This window comes from Collinsella aerofaciens (assembly GCF_001404695.1).
GTDB lineage: Bacteria > Actinomycetota > Coriobacteriia > Coriobacteriales > Coriobacteriaceae > Collinsella > Collinsella aerofaciens_E.
This window is the reverse complement of sequence record NZ_CZAQ01000003.1, coordinates 60,612-78,551: the sequence shown is the minus strand read 5'-3', so window position 1 is coordinate 78,551 and position 17,940 is coordinate 60,612. Positions and strand designations below refer to the sequence as shown.

Annotated in this window: 16 protein-coding genes, 2 tRNA genes and 1 pseudogene; 13 read left to right on the top strand and 6 right to left on the bottom strand. The window is 62.1% G+C overall.

Annotated features, from left to right (window positions below; all coding sequences use genetic code 11):
• Positions 1-136 precede the first annotated feature (136 nt).
• The 9 genes from AQ996_RS01620 (at position 137) to AQ996_RS01580 (ending at position 8,452) form a co-directional block, all read left to right on the top strand.
• The gene (locus tag AQ996_RS01620) at positions 137-400 is read left to right on the top strand and encodes an HPr family phosphocarrier protein (protein WP_022094575.1); all 264 of its coding nucleotides are present in this window, start codon (positions 137-139) and stop codon (positions 398-400) included.
• 133 nt (positions 401-533) lie between these two features.
• Positions 534-2,237, top strand: a complete 1,704-nt coding sequence (gene ptsP, locus AQ996_RS01615; RefSeq protein WP_055250441.1) for a phosphoenolpyruvate--protein phosphotransferase — start codon at positions 534-536, stop codon at positions 2,235-2,237.
• Positions 2,238-2,311: 74 nt separating this feature from the next.
• Positions 2,312-3,244 carry a 1-phosphofructokinase family hexose kinase gene (locus AQ996_RS01610; protein WP_055250439.1) on the top strand — a complete coding sequence of 311 codons (933 nt, stop codon included), beginning with the start codon at positions 2,312-2,314 and terminating at the stop codon, positions 3,242-3,244.
• A 189-nt stretch (positions 3,245-3,433) separates the two neighbouring features.
• Positions 3,434-4,366, top strand: a complete 933-nt coding sequence (locus AQ996_RS01605) for a 1-phosphofructokinase family hexose kinase (protein ID WP_055250436.1) — start codon at positions 3,434-3,436, stop codon at positions 4,364-4,366.
• A gap of 201 nt (positions 4,367-4,567) precedes the next feature.
• Positions 4,568-5,962: a CCA tRNA nucleotidyltransferase gene (locus AQ996_RS01600; protein WP_055250435.1), complete on the top strand. Its 1,395-nt coding sequence runs from the start codon at positions 4,568-4,570 to the stop codon at positions 5,960-5,962.
• A gap of 128 nt (positions 5,963-6,090) precedes the next feature.
• Positions 6,091-6,167, top strand: a tRNA-Glu gene (locus tag AQ996_RS01595).
• Between the two features lie 22 nt (positions 6,168-6,189).
• Positions 6,190-6,266: transfer RNA gene (locus AQ996_RS01590), tRNA-Glu, on the top strand.
• Positions 6,267-6,416: 150 nt separating this feature from the next.
• The gene (locus tag AQ996_RS01585; protein WP_055250433.1) at positions 6,417-7,724 is read left to right on the top strand and encodes a lysylphosphatidylglycerol synthase transmembrane domain-containing protein; all 1,308 of its coding nucleotides are present in this window, start codon (positions 6,417-6,419) and stop codon (positions 7,722-7,724) included.
• Between the two features lie 116 nt (positions 7,725-7,840).
• Positions 7,841-8,452, top strand: a complete 612-nt coding sequence (locus AQ996_RS01580) for a TetR/AcrR family transcriptional regulator (RefSeq protein ID WP_055250431.1) — start codon at positions 7,841-7,843, stop codon at positions 8,450-8,452.
• Between the two features lie 3 nt (positions 8,453-8,455).
• On the opposite strand, the pseudogene AQ996_RS10050 reads toward AQ996_RS01580, so the two are convergent.
• The 6 genes and pseudogenes from AQ996_RS10050 to AQ996_RS01555 form a co-directional block, all read right to left on the bottom strand.
• Positions 8,456-8,680, bottom strand: a pseudogene (locus AQ996_RS10050) (DDE-type integrase/transposase/recombinase); the annotation flags it as partial.
• A 29-nt stretch (positions 8,681-8,709) separates the two neighbouring features.
• Positions 8,710-10,026 (bottom strand): ABC transporter ATP-binding protein, encoded by a 1,317-nt coding sequence (locus AQ996_RS01575; protein ID WP_055250429.1) that lies wholly within the window; start codon positions 10,024-10,026, stop codon positions 8,710-8,712.
• Positions 10,027-11,049, bottom strand: coding sequence for a FecCD family ABC transporter permease (locus AQ996_RS01570; protein ID WP_055250426.1), 1,023 nt, complete (start codon positions 11,047-11,049; stop codon positions 10,027-10,029).
• Positions 11,050-11,071: 22 nt separating this feature from the next.
• Positions 11,072-12,643, bottom strand: a complete 1,572-nt coding sequence (locus AQ996_RS01565) for an ABC transporter substrate-binding protein (RefSeq protein ID WP_070097105.1) — start codon at positions 12,641-12,643, stop codon at positions 11,072-11,074.
• A 4-nt stretch (positions 12,644-12,647) separates the two neighbouring features.
• Positions 12,648-13,181 carry a hypothetical protein gene (locus AQ996_RS01560; RefSeq protein WP_055250422.1) on the bottom strand — a complete coding sequence of 178 codons (534 nt, stop codon included), beginning with the start codon at positions 13,179-13,181 and terminating at the stop codon, positions 12,648-12,650.
• Between the two features lie 144 nt (positions 13,182-13,325).
• A complete protein-coding gene (locus AQ996_RS01555; RefSeq protein WP_055250420.1) occupies positions 13,326-14,252 on the bottom strand; it encodes a sirohydrochlorin cobaltochelatase in 927 nt (308 codons plus the stop codon).
• A gap of 511 nt (positions 14,253-14,763) precedes the next feature.
• Between AQ996_RS01555 and cobM the strand changes: the two genes are divergently transcribed.
• The 4 genes from cobM to AQ996_RS01535 all read left to right on the top strand — a co-directional run.
• Positions 14,764-15,555: a precorrin-4 C(11)-methyltransferase gene (cobM, locus tag AQ996_RS01550; protein ID WP_055250418.1), complete on the top strand. Its 792-nt coding sequence runs from the start codon at positions 14,764-14,766 to the stop codon at positions 15,553-15,555.
• Between the two features lies 1 nt (position 15,556).
• Positions 15,557-16,741: a cobalt-precorrin-5B (C(1))-methyltransferase CbiD gene (gene cbiD / locus AQ996_RS01545; RefSeq protein WP_055250417.1), complete on the top strand. Its 1,185-nt coding sequence runs from the start codon at positions 15,557-15,559 to the stop codon at positions 16,739-16,741.
• Positions 16,734-17,423: a precorrin-2 C(20)-methyltransferase gene (gene cobI, locus AQ996_RS01540; protein WP_055250415.1), complete on the top strand. Its 690-nt coding sequence runs from the start codon at positions 16,734-16,736 to the stop codon at positions 17,421-17,423. The genes cbiD and cobI overlap by 8 nt, the downstream gene beginning before the upstream one ends.
• 42 nt (positions 17,424-17,465) lie before the next feature.
• A partial coding sequence (locus AQ996_RS01535) for a cobalamin biosynthesis central domain-containing protein (RefSeq protein WP_366215246.1) occupies positions 17,466-17,940 on the top strand: 475 nt, incomplete at its 3' end.

Genomic DNA, 17,940 nt, shown 5'->3' with positions numbered 1-17,940 from the left:
CAGCGAACGACATCTGTCCAACAATTCGTGCGAAACACAATGAAAAACCGTTTGATGTGAGTTAATATAAACAACGTCGTGAATCTGACTCCTGCCACATGCATGACAGGGGTTAAACACAAAAAAGGAGTCAACTATGGTTTCTGAGAAGGCTACCCTCGTTAATCCTCAGGGTCTGCACATGCGTCCGGCTGGTCTGTTCGCCTCCACCATGGGCAAGTACGCCTGTGACGTGACGGTCGTCACCCCCGAGAAGGAGGTCAACGGCAAGTCCCCGATGGCCCTCATGGCTGCTGGTATCCCCTGCGGCACCGAGGTCGAGGTCAAGTGCGACGGCGCCGACGAGGCCGAGGCTCTGGCTGCTGCCATCGAGCTCATCAAGAGCGGTCTTGGCGAGTAGAACTCAAACGGGTCGCATGTTGAACAATTAAGTTCATACTTGGGGGCGCAGTGACCTGTATCAAGGTAGCTGCGCTCTTTTGTCATGGATATGGCAAAACGCTTTATCACATGGCACGGAGAGAGGAATGGGAATGTATCAGGGAGTCAACGCATCCGAGGGCATCGGAATCGGCACCGTTATGGTCGCCGTCGATCCCGACTTGACGTTTGAGCCGCACGAGGTTGCTGATTCGGCAGCAGAGAAGGAGCGCTATCAGACCGCTCTTTCGGTCTTCTGCGAGAAGACCCAGGCTCAGGCCGACCACATGAAGGAGACGGTGGGCGAGGCCGAGGCCGAGATCATGAGCGGACACATTGTCCTAGCTCAGGATCCGGGCATGACCGACGCCATCAACGCCGCCATTGACGGCGGCACCTGCGCCGAGCAGGCGCTCATGGACACCTCGACCATGTTCGAGAACATGTTCCTGTCCATGGACGACGAGATGTTCCGTCTGCGCGCGGCCGACATCGCCGACATCCGCACCGGTATTCTGGCCGAGCTGCTGGGCAAGGAGGTCGTCGACCTCTCCGTCCTGCCCGAGAACACCGTCGTTGTCGTGCACGACCTCACGCCGTCCATGACCGCCACGATCGATAAGGCCCACGTTGCCGGTATCGTCACCGAGACTGGTGGCCGCACGTCGCACTCCGCAATCATTGCGCGCGCCCTCGAGATCCCGGCTGTCCTTTCGGTTTCCAACAGCTGCACCGCACTGCGCAACGGCATGACCGTTGTCGTCGACGGTGGCAAGGGTATCGTCGAGGCCGATCCCGATGAGGAGACGCTCGCCGCTTACACTGCCAAGGCCGAGGCTTTCGCTGCCGAGAAGGCGGCTCTCGAGGCCTTCCGCGGCAAGCCGTCCGTGACTGCCGACGGCATCAAGAAGATCATTGCCTGCAACATCGGCAACCCCGATGACGTGCCCAACGCGCTCGATCACGATGCCGAGGCTATCGGCCTGTTCCGTTCCGAGTTCCTGTTCATGGACTCTGCTGAGCTTCCTTCCGAGGAGGAGCAGTTCAACGCCTACCGTAAGGTCGCCAGCGCGCTCAAGGGCGCTCCGGTCATCATCCGCACGCTCGATGTGGGTGGCGACAAGGAGATTCCGTACCTGCACATGGTCAAGGAAGAGAACCCCTTCATGGGCTTCCGCGCCGTGCGTTACTGTCTGGCCAACCCCGACCAGTACAAGGTCCAGCTCCGCGCCCTGCTGCGCGCCAGCGCCTTCGGTGACGTCAAGATTATGATCCCGCTCGTCACCTGCGTCGAGGAAGTCTTGGCTGTCAAGGAGCTCGTCGAGCAGTGCAAGACCGAGCTGACCGAAGAGGGCCGCAAGTTCAACGAGAACATCGAGGTCGGCATCATGGTCGAGACGCCTGCAGCCTCGCTGCTCGCTGACCGCCTGGCCGAGGTCGCCGACTTCTTCTCCATCGGCACCAACGACCTGATCGGCTACACCATGTGTGCCGACCGTGGCAACGACACCATCTCCAACCTGTACCAGGTTTACTATCCCGCCGTGCTCCGCTCGCTCAAGAACATCATCGAGAGCGGCGTGAAGGCCGGCATCATGGTCGGTATGTGCGGCGAGGCCGCTGCCGATCCGTTGCTCGAGCCGCTGCTGATCAGCTGGGGCCTGGAGGAGTTCTCGATGAGCGCTCCGTCCATCCTGCGCGCCCGCAAGACCATCAGCCAGTGGACCAAGGCCGAGTGCGACGAGCTCGCCGAGAAGGCGCTCGCCTGCAACACCGCTGCCGAGGTCAAGGCACTGCTCGAGTCCGCAGCTCGCTAATTTGGTATCAGAGGTAACCGCGTGGTTGGAATGGGCCGGCCACGCGGCCCTCACATATACAGGGGGTACTGTAAATGTTCTACACGCTAACCGCTAACCCGGCTGTCGACATGACGGTTTCGAGCTCTCCGCTCGAGCCCGACGAGAACGTCCGCACCGGCTCGGCCAGCTACACGGCCAACGGCAAGGGCCTCGACGTGTCCTTCGCCTTTAAGAAGATGGGCGTCGACACCGTCGCGCTCGGCTTTTTCGCCGGCTTCACGGGCAAGTTTATCGTCGAGGAGGTCATGAACCTGGGTTGCCTCTGCCGCCCGGTCTGGACCGACGGTATCACGCGCATCAACACCTACGTCAACGATGGCCAGCACGAGTACGGCATCCTGAACCCCGGTGCTCCGATCACGCCGCAGCATCAGGAGGAGCTCTACAACATCCTGGACACCGCGGGCGACCTTGAGTGCCTGATCGTCTCCGGCTCCGTGCCTCCCAAAGCTACGCCCGACTTCCTGGCTCAGGTCATGGAGCACGCTCAGGCCCGTGGCGCCGACGTCGTCCTGGACCTGTCCTCCGACAAGCTCAAGGAGCTCGCTCACAAGAAGCCGCTGCTCATTAAGCCGAACCATCACGAGATGAAGGCTATCTTCGGCGTGCCGGTCGACACCGACGACGAGGTCCGCGTTGCCATGAAGCTGGCTCACGAGGCCGGCGTCCAGAACGTGCTGCTCACCCGTGGTAGCCGCGGTGACGCTTACTTCTCCAACGGCGAGGACATCTGGTATGCCAAGCGTGAGTTCAACATCAAGCTTGTCTCTTCCGTCTGCGCCGGCGACTGCACCCTCGCTGCGTTCCTGCACAAGTGGTACAGGGATCGCGACAACGTCGAGGAGGCCATGAAGCTCGCTATGGCCACCGGCGCCAACGTCGCTGAGTCCGTCGGCATCGGCGACTTTGGTCACGTCGACGAGTACAGCAAGCGCGTTGCTGTCCGCAAGCTCGATCGCAAGTAAGCGAAACGCGACAAACTCGTGCGTATACGGCGCTCCGGTTTCGGCCGGGGCGCCTTTTTTGTTCCGCCATGGTGGAGAGGTGTCCTGCCGTACTTCATCGCTTCCACACCGTTCACCGAGTTGTTGTAGCCTTTTACCGAAGCGTGGAATATACTTTCATTAACACGTTGCTTTGTGAAAGGAACATTCATGATTTACACGCTTACTGCAAATCCCGCTATTGACTACAACATCTCCTGCGATGGCTTGTCCGCCAACACCGTTACCCGCACCCGTAACGCTGTCTACACCCCCAACGGCAAGGGTCTCAACGTTTCGTTTACGCTCGACCACTACGGCGTCGACACCACGATCCTGGGCTTCTTCGCCGGCTTCTCGGGTGAGTATATCGTTAAGGGCGCCGAGGCCCTGGGCGTGCCCGTCAAGCCCGTGTGGACTGACGGCATCACGCGTGTTAACGTGTTCCTCAACGCCGGTCCCGACACCGAGTACAACATGGTCAATGCCGGTGCCGCCATCAACGCTGCCAACGAGCAGGAGATGTTTGAGCTCATCGATTCACTTGACGACATGACCTGCCTGGTCATTAGCGGCTCGCTGCCCCCCAACACCTCTGAGGGCTTCCTGGCCGAGGTGCTTCGCCGCGTTAAGGCAAAGGGCGCCGAGTTCGTGCTCGATATTTCGAGCCATCAGTTGACCGACCTCATTGCTATGGAGCCTCTCCTCATTAAGCCTAACGACGACGAGCTGCTCGACATCTTTGGCATTAAGGTGAGCGGTGGCGACGACGAGTCTGTCAAGGGCGCGATGGCCGAACTGCATGCCAAGGGCGCCAAGAACGTGCTGTTGACCCTGGGTGGCGCCGGCGCGTACTTCTCCAACGGCGAGCACATCTGGTTTGCCAACCGTACCTTTGAGGTCAAGCTGCTGTCGACCGTTTGCGCCGGTGACTCTTCGCTGGCCGCCTTCCTGTCCGTGTGGCACGACGCCCCGGAGCGCGTCGAGGACGCCCTGCGTCTCTCGATGGCTACCGGCGCCAACGTGGTCGAGTGCCCGGGTCTGGGCGACTTTGCCAAGGTCGATGAGTATCAGAAGGGTATAGCCATTCGTCAGGTCTGCTAGCGTGGCGTACGGGCCTTGGTTTCGTGCTTTGTTGAGCACCCGTCTCGGATTATCGAGGCGGGTGCTTTTTCATTTCGGTGGCAGAGGTCTTGGGATTCAATCTTGCTTGAAGCGCGTTCGCGTGTGCGCTCGCTCTCGTTTCTTGCTAGACTTCTTGGAAACCATCAATCGATATGCCCGCAATTGCAGGAGGCCACAGGAATGTGCAATGTTTCGCTCAACGCCACGCAGCCCTCAGACGCCTCCCTGCGTGTGCTACATGCGCTTGAGGCAGCCGGCCTTGAGGCCTGGTACGTGGGCGGTTGGGTACGTGACGCCCTGATGGGACGTCCCAGCCACGATGTCGACATGTGCTGCAGCGGCCTGTGGCAGGAGTCCAAGGCGGCACTCGAGGCCGCCGGCATTGCGGTAGTTGAGTCGGGCATTAAATTTGGCGGCATTACGGCTATTTGCGATGGCGAGCGCATTGAGGTCACCACCTATCGCGTGGACGGCTTCTATACCGACGGTCGTCATCCTCAGAGTGTGGAGCGCGCCGCTTCGCTTGAGGACGATCTGGCGCGCCGCGACTTTACCGTCAATGCCATGGCGTGGCATCCCGAGCGCGGCCTTGTCGACCGCTACGATGGCCAGGGCGACCTAGACCGCAAGTTGATTCGTGCCGTTGGAGATCCCAAGCGTCGTTTTAACGAGGACGCGCTTCGCATGCTGCGCGCGGTGCGTTTTGCCTGCCGTCTGGATTTTATGATCGAGCCTAAGACTAAACAGGCGCTTGCCGAGTGCGCGCCGCTGCTCGATGCTGTGGCGCGCGAGCGCGTGGGCATTGAGCTCGAGGGTATCCTTTCGACCGGCCATGGGGGAGACGCGATGCTGCGCTACCCCGAGCTTGTTTGCGCCGCCGTGCCCGAGCTCGCGTCCGCTCGCGGGTTTGATCAACGCAGCGTCTATCATGCGTTTAACGTCTACGAGCATATCGCCCGCGTGCTGACGGTGGCAGGGGAGCTGGCGCTGTGCGACGGCGTCGCGCCCTCGTCGAGCCTTATGTGGGCGGCGTTTTTGCACGACGTTTCCAAACCCGAGTGCTTTACGGTCGATCACGACGGCAGCGGCCACTTCTACGGTCATCCCGAGCTCGGCGCCAAGAAGGCGCGTGTCATCATGGATCGCCTGGCGCTCTCGCACGATTTGGTGCGCGATGTGTGCCTGCTCATCAAATACCATGACAAGCCGCTGCGCCCCGAGCGCTCCTGCCTGCTCAATATGATGCGCTCGCTTTCGGGCGAGGGCGTCGATACGCCGCGTCTGATGGACGAGCTCATGGACCTTAAGCGTGCCGACACGCTCGGCAAGGCGCCCTCGTGCTTCTATTACGTCGAGACGATCGAGGAGATGCGTACGCTCGCGCACGATCTGCTGCAGGCGGGGGAGCCCTATACACTCAAGATGCTTGCCATCAATGGTGGCGACCTGATCCGCGCCGGCGTCAAGCCGGGGCCGGAGCTGGGACAGCTTCTCAACGCCGCCCTCGACGCCGTGATCGAGGACAACATCCCCAACAACCGCGAAGCCCTCCTGGCTCATCTCAACTTGAACTAGCTAACCAGTTGACCTGCGCGTTCCATAACCTGCCGACAATTTTTTCGGCAATTTGGAATTTCTTCTTGCGCTGATGTTTTTTGTCCCGTAATATATTTCCTCGCAGCACGGCAGTGCAGATGTCATGTGGCCCGTTCGTCTAGCGGTTTAGGACGCCGCCCTCTCAAGGCGGAGATCACCAGTTCGAATCTGGTACGGGCTACCACTTCTTTTCTGCTGAGTTTTATGGCCCGTTCGTCTAGCGGTTTAGGACGCCGCCCTCTCAAGGCGGAGATCACCAGTTCGAATCTGGTACGGGCTACCATTCATCTGATACCCGGTCTTTCCACGGAAAGCCGGGTTTTTTATTATCAAACAACCGTCTGCAATTCCCGTTTGAACAAGAGCTTTGCGTTCTGCTTATGGCCCTTACGGGTACAATAACCAAGATATTTTGACTGTTAGAAGGAGTCTCATGACGGAGTCCTCTCAGCATACGTCCAAGCCCCAGGTCGAGGTTGAGGCCTCGGGCGGCGATGACAATAAGAGCGCACGCCGCGGCGCAATCTTTATCGGCGTTGTGCTGGTGGGTTATATCGTCTATCTGGTGGTAACCGGGCAGATGGGGCAGTTCTGGGCCGCTATGTCGAGCGTCCAGGCGCCCTGGCTCGTTGTCGCGTGTCTTTGCATGTTTATGTATCTGTTCTTTGGCATTGTGGCCTATGCGATCGCCGTCTGGCTCGACCCCAATTCACCCGTCGGCATTCGCGACCTGATCTCGGTCGAGGCGAGTGGCATCTTCTTTGGCAACCTGACGCCCATGATGATGGGCTCTACGCCTGCCCAGATCTACCGCCTGACCAAAGCGGGCCAAAACGTGGGCGAAGCGGGTGCCACGCAGTTCACCCGATTTATTGTGTATCAGTTTGGCCTCGTTGCCTGGGGCGCTATCCTATTGCTTGCTCGCATGCCGTTTTTTGCCGAGCGCTATGGCGACATGACGCTGCTGTGCGTCTTTAGTTTTGGCGGTCACTGCTGCATCCTGCTCGGCATCTTCGCCGTCGCGCTCATGCCTAAGACCGTCACGCGCGTCGCCCATTGCATCATCAATTGGCTCGAGCGCATAGGTGTCTCGGCCACTAAGATCGATGGATGGCGCTCGTTTGTCGATGGCGAGATCTACTCCTTCTCCGAGAAGTTCAAGCTTTCGGCCGGACATTTTTCTTCCATGCTGCTCACCGTGTTTATCACCATGCTGCAGCTCGCGTTTTTCTATCTGGTGCCGTATTTTCTGATGCTCGCCTTTGGCCACCACGAGGTCGACTTTTTCTCGGTCATGGCCGCGAGCGCCTTTGTCCAGCTGCTGAGCTCTGCGGTTCCCTTGCCCGGTGGAACTGGTGGCGCTGAGGGCGGCTTTGCTTTGTTCTTGGGTCATTTCTTTGGGTCGGCTTCGACTGCCGGCTATCTGCTGTGGCGTCTCATTACGTTTATCGCGCCGACCATTTTGGCTGCGCCCCTGCTGGGCCTTAAGAGCGCCCACAACGAGAGCATCCATGCGCGCTGGGATCGCGTGATGCGCAAGCTCGGCCGCGAGCCTCAGACGCCCTCTGCGCCCACTAAGCCGCACCCCACGAATGCTGTTACCGTTGATCCCAGGAAGCACGCTCAGAAGGCTTCTGGGACCGCTAAGCCGGCTCATAAAGCCTATGTGCGCCAGACGGGCGACGGTATCCGCGTATCTCCGTCGGCGCTCAATAAGAAGAAGCACCCTAAGTCGCGGTAGGGCAGTCGTGCGTTCTTCATGATGCGGGGCATATTTGAGCTGTATGGGGGATAATCCTCTTACGTAGATTATCTCTCATCTGTTGATGAATGCTCGCATATCGAAGGGACACACCCATGGCCACCAGTAAACCGCGTATTGATCGCCGTATCGTTCGCAGCCGCAATGCCATCCTTTCCGCTTTTGAGCGCTTGCTCATGGAAAAGCCGCTGGCAGACATTACGGTGAGTGCCATCGCGCGCGAGGCCAATGTCGACCGTAAAACCTTCTACGTGCACTTTGGTACGGTTGATGGCTTGCTCGATGCCATTGCCGTCGATGTGGTGGAGATGATTGTCGACTCGGTCGAGAAAACGCTTGCTTCCATGGACGGTGACACCAACGAGCGCGCCCTGGGCGCGGCGGCGACCTTCTTTAAAACCGTTAACGAGGCGCTGTGCAACAACCTGGTGCTCAATCGTCAGCTGATCGAGAACATTCCGCTCGATGATTTTATGGCTCGTCTTCGTGCGCCGCTCGAGCACGAGATTGCCGAGCGCGATCTGCTGCCCCACGGTCTCAAGGACGAGATGTTCGACTACTATCTGGCGTTTTTGCTGTCGGGTATTATCGGAATCTATCGCACATGGGCGCTGTCTGACGGCTCGGTTCCTATCGAGCGCGTCTCGGAGGTCGCCAACGACCTGACTCTCAATGGCCTGTCGAGTCTGGAATCTCGCTTGGATTAGGTGCAGGCTCGAGTTCGCGAGGCGCTTGTCGGGGTGCAGCCCGATCGACCAGGCGACGAGCATCCCGCCGAAGCAGTCGATGACCGGGCTCAGGTAGACCTTCTCGCCGCCCGGGAGCCTGAACTCGGTCATGTCGGTGAGCCACAGCAGGTTGGGCTCGTCGGCGTGGAAATTCCTGTTTACGAGGTTCTCCGGCGCCTTGTAGACCTCGCCGGCGTAGGAGCTGTAGCCTGAGGATCCTTAAAAGAAAGTCCAGTTTATCCTTTCCACCCCAATTGGGAATCCTCCGATGCGCCTTCGCACGCTCGCATGACCTCGATACCGTGCGAGCGTGCGAACTCGACGAGCTCTGCGTTGCGGGCGTTTATGGTGCCGAAGGCGGCGGGACACACGATAAGGCGCGCGCAGTGGACGAGGAGCTCTTTGGCGCGGGCCATGGTTCTATCCCCGATCGGCTCGAAGGCGCGCTCGGCCACGCATTCCGCCGCCAGGTCGCGCGCGAGCTCGCAGTCGATGTCCCCTTCGTGCAGAACGCCCGTGTAGAACGCCTTGCCCTGCCGGATGAGCTGGCGAAACACAGCCGACCCCGTACCTGCGCCGGCGATGACGAACGTGTGCGCATCGCCGTGCGGGCGTCCAATTTCCACGCTGCCGAAGCGCTCGTTGAAGGTGCCATGTTGAAGGCCGTAGAGCTCGCCAATCGTCTCGCGCGTGAATATGTCCTCGGGTGCGCCGGCGCGGAAGACCCGGCCGTCCTTCACGCAAATCACCTTGTCGGCGCTTTTCTGCGCGAGCTCGAGTTCGTGGATGGACATGATGACAGCCACATTCCGCGATTTCGCAAGGTGGCGAAGTATTCGCAGCAGGTCGATCTGGTAGCGGATATCGAGATACGACGTGGGCTCGTCGAGCACGAGCACACGCGGATCCTGCGCGATGGCGCGTGCGAGCATGACGCGCTGGCGTTGCCCGTCGCTTATCTGCATAAAGTCGCGCTCGGCGAGCTCTTCCACATGTGCGGTTTTCATGGCCTCGTCGACCCGACTTTGGTCGTCGGGCGAGAGTGTGCCCATTCGCCCGGTGTAGGGGTGCCTTCCCGCCTCTACGACATCGCGGCAGGTGAGGAGCTCGGTCCGGGGGCGATCTGTCAGCATAACGGCAAGGTTCCTTGCAAACTCCGCCGTCTTCCATCGGGAAACCTCCCGCCCGTCGAGCTCGACCGCGCCGGCAAGCGGTGCCAGATGGCGTGTGATGGTTTTCAAGATGGTCGACTTGCCCGAGCCGTTCGGCCCGATGAGCGCCACGACGTCGCCCGCGCGAACCTCCAGATCGACGCCTTCGACTACGACCTTCTTGTCGTAGCCCGCCGACAGGTCGCTTATGTGGAAAAGCGGCGCTCCGTCAGCCTGCGTTTCGACCGTAGTTTCGAGGTTCGGCTCCGCTCGGAGGAGGCGTTCCGCGCGCAGTTCCGCACGAGCCGAAAGTGCCTTCTGGCGCTTTCGTGCGAGCTCAGGACTGTCTAAGCATGGAATGTCCCCTCCGAGCGTTTTGGGCCGCGGCACGAATTCCCCCATCTACCTCACCCGCTTCTTCAACATGAGCGCGATAACCACCGGAGCGCCGAAGATGGCGGTGACGGCGCTGATGGAAAGCTCGACGGGAGAGAACAGCGTGCGCGCGATCAAATCGCAGCCCGCGCAGAAGATGGCGCCTCCCAAGAAGCACGCAGGAATCACGCGGATGGGCTTCGACGACTTTAGCGCCGACTTCACGAGATGCGGAACCGCGATGCCTACGAACGACACCGGACCAGCGAACGCGGTCACGCAGGCGGAGAGCATGCTCGCTAGAAGGACGAGCACCACGCGGAAGCGTTCGACGTTCACGCCGACGCTTTTCGCGTAGGCTTCTCCCAGCTGGAAGGCGGAAAGGGGCTTCGATATCGCGAATACGCATGCGCTCACGGTGACCACCACGACCGCGATGACCGCGATGTCGTCCCAGCTCGAACCCGAGAAGCTACCCAAAGACCAGTTGTGCAGGTTCACGATGGACTGGTCGTCGGCGAAGGCGATGAGGAAGTTCGTCGCCGCCGAGCAGATGTATCCCACCATGACGCCCGCCACGATGAGCATGGCCATGGAACTTATGCGCCGTGCGATGAGGAGCACGAAGCCGATGGTGATAAGCGAGCCCAGAAACGCTGCGGCCACCATGGCCGGCGAGGACATGGCCTGGTTCGCGCCTAGAAGTACGATCATCGTAAGCGCGACGACGAACTTTGCGCCCGAGGAGACGCCCAAGATGAACGGGTCGGCGATGGGGTTGTTGAAAAACGTCTGCAGCAGGAACCCGGAAAGCGAAAGTGCCCCGCCGAGAAGCACGGCTGAAAGCACGCGCGGCAGGCGAATCTCCCAGATGACCTGGCTTTCCATGGAATTGGCCGCGCCGCCCGAAAGGATGCCGGGGATGTGGTCTGCGGGCACGAGCACGCTCCCGATGCACAGGTTGGCCCCGACGAGCACGATGAGGGCAACAGCGAGCAGCGCCGTCACGACGCGACACCGCGCGGCGCGCCCCGATTCGTCGTATGCCATGGAAAGCCGGCTTCTCATGGCGCTAACCGAGCTTCCTCAGATAATGGAAGTCGCTCGCGTCATTGCCGGTGAACGCCCCGTGCAGCTCGTCGATAATGTCGGCGGTAGAAGTCATCTGCTGGTACATGTCGGCGCTTGTGACCCAGACGTTGCCGTTCTTCACGGCTTTGAACTGCGACAATAGCGCGTTTTTGCCTACGAAGTCGTTCAAGGTGGTAACTGACTCGTCGATGGTGCCGTTGTAGACGATGATGTCGGCATCCTTCGCCGTCGCGTAGAAGCGCTCCATTTCGAGCGTTACTGACGAACCTGACGTCGACGCCGTCTGCGCGTCATCGAGCGCATAGCTGCCGCCTGCAAGCTCGATCATCTGCGCCACGTAGTCGCCCGCCCGCCGCGTGACGGCGGCCCCGTTCGAGTTAATGTAGAAATACGCCACGGTTTTACCTGACGACGCGAGCCCCGACGTTTGCTCGACGCGGGCCTTCTGCTCGTTGAACAGGTGCGCGGCCTCGTCTTCCTTGTCGAATAGGACGCCGAAAAGCTTAATCCACTCAACGCGCCCGAGTGCTTCGGGCTCGCTCGACGACTGTTCGGTGAGCACGACGAGCCCGAGCTTCTGCAGCTTTTCCTTCACATCGGGCGTATGGTTGATCATGGTGTTCTCGATGGCGAGCGTGCAGCCCGAGGCCGATATTCGCTCGTAGTCGGGCGCGCTGTACTTGCCGCCGTAGGCGATCGCCCCACTTTCGAGCGCGCTTTTGAAGCCTGCGACCGAGCAATCGTCGGCCTTCGTGCCCGACATGATGATATTGTCGTTCGCATCGAGCGCGTCGACCAGGCACATCGTCGCCGACGACACGAGGTACACCTTGTCGGCGGGGCGCCTTATGACCGCGATGTCGGAGCTCAACCCATCAGGTACCTTCGCATCTTGCGGCACCACGAGGAAACGCTCCCCATTCGAAACGCAGATAAGCCGCAGACCGCCTTCGAACTCGTCGACAGTGAAGTGCTCGGCGTATTCAAGCTGAAGCGCCCCCGTCGACTCCCAGCCGCAGCCCAAATCGGCGTTGTGGAAGTCGGCCGCGGCGCTTGAAGCCGTTCCTGCAGGGGAGCCGCCGCTTGCATCGTCGCCCGATTTCTCCTTCATGGTGGATGAGTCGAAGTGGATCGTGTAGTCGATGGTGTGCGGCGTCGACATGGCGACGGTCTCGGCCGACACGGCGATGTCCTCGTCGAGCGTGACGGGTATCTCGAACGTGGAGTTGCCGCCGTCGTTTACGGGCGCGTAGTCCACGCCGTCGACGGTCATCTTGTCGTAGTTCGAACTCGACCAGGTGATGGTCGCGGTGTAGGTGTCGCCATCCTTCACAATTGTGGTGGGTGAGGCGATGCTTGCGCGCCCTGACCCACCGGAAAGCGAGACACTCACAGTGTATTCCTGAGAGCCCGCCGTGCCACCGGTCGCGTTCGGGCTCGCACTGCACCCCGCGAAGGGAAGCGCGAGCAGGGCGACGAGAACGCAGGTGATCGCGCGCGCCGCGATGCTGTGGCGCTTCCTGTTTTCCCCCTTGGGGAGAATCGACCGCATGGCGTTACTTCAGTGCGTCGGCGCGCAGATCGACGCCGGCGGATTCGAACACAAGCGTGCGGTCGTACCACTGCTCTTTTCTAATACTCCACGCGGCACAGGCGGTGTCCTCGTCGAGCGCTTCAACGGGCACGTCGTAGGTGTACTTGCCTTCCGCGTTTTCCACATAGGGGATGAAGTCGGCCTCGCTCGCGGTGGCAGCCTCGTCGCCCGTGCCCATGAAGAGCTTGCCGTAGCCCGTGCCGGAAAGTGTCATCACGCAGTGCATGGAGCCGTTTTCCACGATGAGCTGTGCGTCCACAATCCTGAACATGTTCGAGCTGGAATCGACGGTGATCGGATAGGTGCCGTCGGCCACCTTGTCGGCGGTAATGGGGGCAGCGCTTGCACCCTCGGTCGCATCGGCCGCCTGCTCGGTCTTTTCCTGGGAATCGGTATTGCTTGCCTTTGCGCTGTCGCTTGAATTTCCGGCGCAGCCGGCGAGCGAGAACGCGAGAAGCGCCGCCGACAGGGCGAAGACGAGGGTTTTCTTCAACATGGAGGGGTTCCTTTCAATCGCTTCTACCGCCCGCGCCGTGCGGTGGGCGGGCGGGATGCGAATGCAACGGGCATGCGCCGTCGGTCGGGGAAGGCGCATGCCCGTTGCACGGGGACGCGACCGGCGCCCCCGTGCGCGGCGAGTTTACAGCTTGGCGATGGCGTCGTCCACGTGCGAGACGTAGATGTCGTCGACCGCGGCGTTCTGTCCCAGACCCTGGAGCAGGCACGTCACTTCGAAGCCGGCGGCCACGAACTTCGCAGCCCAGCTGTCGGGGTCGGTCTCGTCTGCCATGTCGTTGTTCGCGTGGTCGCCCGCGACCACCATGAACGGCGCGAGCACGGCCTTCTTGTACCCTGCGGCGCTCGCAGCGGCGATAACATCCTCGCAGGTCGGTTCAGCCTCGACGGTGCCGACGAAGAACTGCGTCAAGCCCTCGTTCTTGAACACTTCCTGCATCTTGGCATAGTCGGCGTTGGAATCGGCTTCGGTGCCGTGGCCCATGAGGCACAGCGCCGTCTTGCCGTCGTCGAAGGACGCCATGTTCTCCTTAATGGCTGCGGCCACCTTCTTGTAGTCGTCGTCGGAGGTGAGCAGCGGGTCGCCGAGCGAGATCTTGTCGAACTTGTCGGCGTATTTGTCGAGCTCGTCTTTCACGTCGGCGTATTCCAGGCCAGCCATGAGATGCGTCGGCTGCACGACGATTTCCTTCACGCCGTCTTCCACGCAGCGGTCGAGCGCCTCGGTCATGTTGTCGATCGTGATGCCGTCGCGCTTCTTCAGCTTGTCGATGATGATCTGCGCGGTGAAGGCGCGGCGGATGTCGTAGTCCTGCCAGTACTTCTCGCGGATAGCGTCTTCGATGGCGCCGATGGTGATGTGGCGCGAGTCGTTGTAGCTCGTGCCGAAGCTCGTGACGAGAATGACCGGCTTCACGGCCATCTCCTTTTCGCTCGATTTCTCGGAACTCGCGGAGGTGCTGGAGCAGCCCGCGAGCGCGACTCCGGCGAGCGCGACGGCTCCGGTTGCTGCGGCGCCCATGAAGCCGCGGCGTGACATCTGGTCGGACATGGTTTTCCCTTTCCTCGGTTTGCCGGTCCCCCGGCGACAGTTGCTTATCGGCACAAGCGAAAGAAAAGCGCGCTCGTCCGCAAAGGGATAGCGCGCCTGTTTCTTGCATTCGAAAGGGAAGCGCACTCCTCGGGGTTCACAAGGAGCTAACGCCACGGCGATGCCGTGAGGAAAAGGCGAAGCAGTCTGGCTTGGGGCGCGAGGCGGTTCGCCCGCGCGTCCTACACAGTAATGTCCCTTGCCCAGGATTCCCACCTGGTTCCCTCCGCAAGCCAGCGCGGACTGTGTGGGCGCCGCGCCGGTCGTTTCCTTTTATTCGATTGTCATATGCTCGTTGCCGAAACTACCATTATGATAGTGGGCGTTTGTGGGCGTGTCAAAGCCAGGGCGGGCGGCATTGCGCCTCCTGCCTACGTATTTGCGCCGATTGCCGCTGCGGGCGCCGTGTCTTGCCCGCTGTGCGAAGGGCGGCGTAAACGGTTGCGATGAGAAACGGGAAGGGAAGGCTCGGATGATTCATATCGTTGGCGCAGGTTCGGGCGCCGCCGACCTTATCACGCTGCGCGGGGCGCGTCTTCTGCGCGCGGCCGACGTGGTCGTTTGGGCGGGGAGCCTTGTGAACCCCGAGCTGCTCGCCGAGTGCAAGGAATCCTGCGTCGTCTACGACAGCGCGCACATGACCTTGGAGGAAGTGCTCGAGGTGATGTGCGCGGCGGATGCGCGGGGCGAGGAAGTGGTGCGCCTGCACACGGGCGACCCGTGCCTGTACGGCGCCATCCAGGAGCAGATGGACGCGCTCGACGCGCGCGGCGTGGACTACGAGGTGGTGCCCGGCGTGTCGAGCTTTTGCGGTGCCGCGGCGGCGCTTCGCCAGGAATACACGCTGCCGGGCATCAGCCAGTCGGTCGTGATCACGCGGCTTTCCGGGCGCACCCCCATGCCCGCGGGCGAGGGCATGCGCACCATGGCGGAAAGCGGCTCGACTATGGTCATCTTCCTGAGCTCGGGTATGCTCGCCGAGCTTTCCTCCGAGCTTTTGGCCGCGGGCCGCGGCTCCGACGAGCCGGCGGCGCTCGTGTACAAGGCGACCTGGCCTGAGGAGCGCGTGGTGCGATGCACAGTGGGCACGCTCGCCGATGCGGGCGCGCGAGAGGGCATCGACCGCACGGCGCTCGTGGTGGTGGGCCGCGTGCTCGGAGCTCGCGGCGGGCTTGCGCACAACGGCGCGCAAGCGGAGTCGTACGAGCGCAGCAAGCTTTACGACCCTTCGTTTGCCACGGGGTATCGGAAGGCGAGCAGCTAGCGTGGCCTTCGAGCATTACATATATACCGGGACGACCCGCCTGCGCTGCGGCTACACCACGGGGAGCTGCGCCGCGCTCGCGGCGAAGGCGGCCTGCGAGATGCTCTTGTCACGAAAGCCCGTCGACCGCGTGTCGATCGTCACCCCCGGCGGGCTGCCCGTCGAGGCGAACGTGGTCGACGCATGCATCGGCGAGGGGTACGCCCAGTGCGCCGTGCGAAAGGACGCAGGCGACGATGCCGATGTGACCGACGGCGTGCTCGTGTACGCGCGCGTGGAACATGCGGGGTCGGGCACGGGCGCTGCGGGCAGCAAGGGCGTGCCCGCGCGCGAATCGGAAGTTTCCGTCGATGGCGGCGTGGGCGTGGGGCGCGTGACGTTGCCCGGGCTCGAGCAGCCGGTGGGGGCGGCCGCCATCAACGCGACGCCGCGCGCGATGATCACTTCGGCGGTGCGCGAGGTGTGCGCCGCGCACGGCTTTTCTGGAAATATTGCTGTGACGATTTCGGTACCCGAGGGTGTTGCCCTTGCCGAAAAGACCTTCAACCCGCACCTGGGGATAGAGGACGGCATTTCCATCCTGGGCACGACGGGCATCGTCGAGCCGCGCAGCCTCGCTGCCTTGCGCGACAGCATCGAGCTCGAGATCCGGCAGCATGCGGCTATGGGGCGGCGCGGAGTCGTGCTCACGCCCGGCAACTACGGCGCGCAGTTCATCTCGGGGCATTTCCACCTAAACGGTGCGCCGGTGGTCTTCATCTCCAACTTCGTGGGCGATGCGATTGATTGCTGCGTTCGCGAGGGATTTACCAATGTCCTTCTTGTGGGACACATCGGCAAGCTTGTGAAGGTCGCGGGCGGCATCATGGACACCCATTCGCGTACCGCCGACTGCCGCGCGGAGATTCTGGCCGCCCACGCGGCCTTGGCCGGCGCGGGCACGAAGACTGTGCGCGAGATCATGTCGTCGGTCACGACCACGGCGGCGCTCGAGGTAATCGAGGCCGCCGGCGTGGGGGACGCTGCGCGCGCCTCGCTCGCTGTGGCAATCGAGGACAGGTTGCGCCGCCGCGCGGCGGGCGGATGCGACATCGCCGCGGTCGTGTTCGACGCCGAGCGCCGCGAGCTTTTCCGCACGTCGGGCGCCGATGCAGTTATCGGGGAATTGGGGGCGACGTATGAGTAAAGGCGTGCTGTACGGCGTGGGCACGGGGCCTGGCGACCCCGAGCTGCTCACGATCAAGGCCGTCCGCACAATCGAATCGTGTCCGGTCATCGCCGCACCGCAGACGGCGGACGGGGCCATGGTCGCGCTCGACATCGTGCGCGGCGCCGTCGACCTTACAGGCAAGACGGTGATCCCCGTGCGATTCTCGATGACGTGCGACGTCGAGCGCCGCGCGGCCGAGCATGCCTCGCTTGTTCGCGAGCTTGTCGCGCACCTGGATGCGGTCCGCGACGTCGCGCTGCTGAACCTGGGGGACCCGAGCATCTACGCCACCTTCCAGCGCATAGCGCCCGACGTGCGCGCCCGCGGGTTCGAGGCGCGCGCCATTCCCGGCGTGCCGAGCTTCTGCGCGGTCGCCGCGGCGCTCGAGCGCGACCTCACGCCCGAGATGTCGTCGCCTCTGCACATCGTGCCCGGCGGCTACGACGACGTGCGCCGCGCAATCGGCTGGCCGGGGACGAAGGTGGTCATGAAGGCGCGCCGCTCGCTTGCGGACACGAAGTGCATCCTTCGCGAGGAGGGCGCCTTCGACGGTGCCGAGCTCGTAGAGGACTGTGGGCTTCCGGGCGAGCGCGTTTACCGCTCGCTCGACGATGTGCCCGATCGGGGCAGCTACTTCTCGACGATGGTGGTGCGCTAGATGAGGGTTTCCTGCATAGCGTTCACTGAGAGGGGATATGCGTTGGCGGAGCGCACCGCACGCGCGCTTTCCGATTGCGCGCAGACAGGTGAAGATGACCCTGGCTGGGACGTTTCCGTTTCGCGCGGGTTCGGCGAGGGGAAGGCCGACCTGCGCGCATGGACGGCGCTCGCGTGGGAAGCGTCGGACGCGCTCCTGTTCGTGGGCGCGGCGGGCATCGCCGTGCGGGCGATCGCGCCGCATGTCGCCTCGAAGGCAAGCGATTCCGCGGTTGTGGCGATCGACGAGGCGGGGCGCTTTGCCGTCCCGCTTTTGTCGGGGCATTTGGGCGGTGCGAACGAGCTTGCGCAAACTGTGGCACGCGCGGCAGGGGCCATCCCCGTCATCACCACGGCGACCGACGTCCGCGGCGTGTGGGCGGTGGATACGTGGGCGCGCTGTGCGGGGCTCGCCGTTTCGAATCCCGAGGCCATCAAGCGAGTGTCGGCGCGGCTGCTTTCGGGCGGGCGCGTGGCGC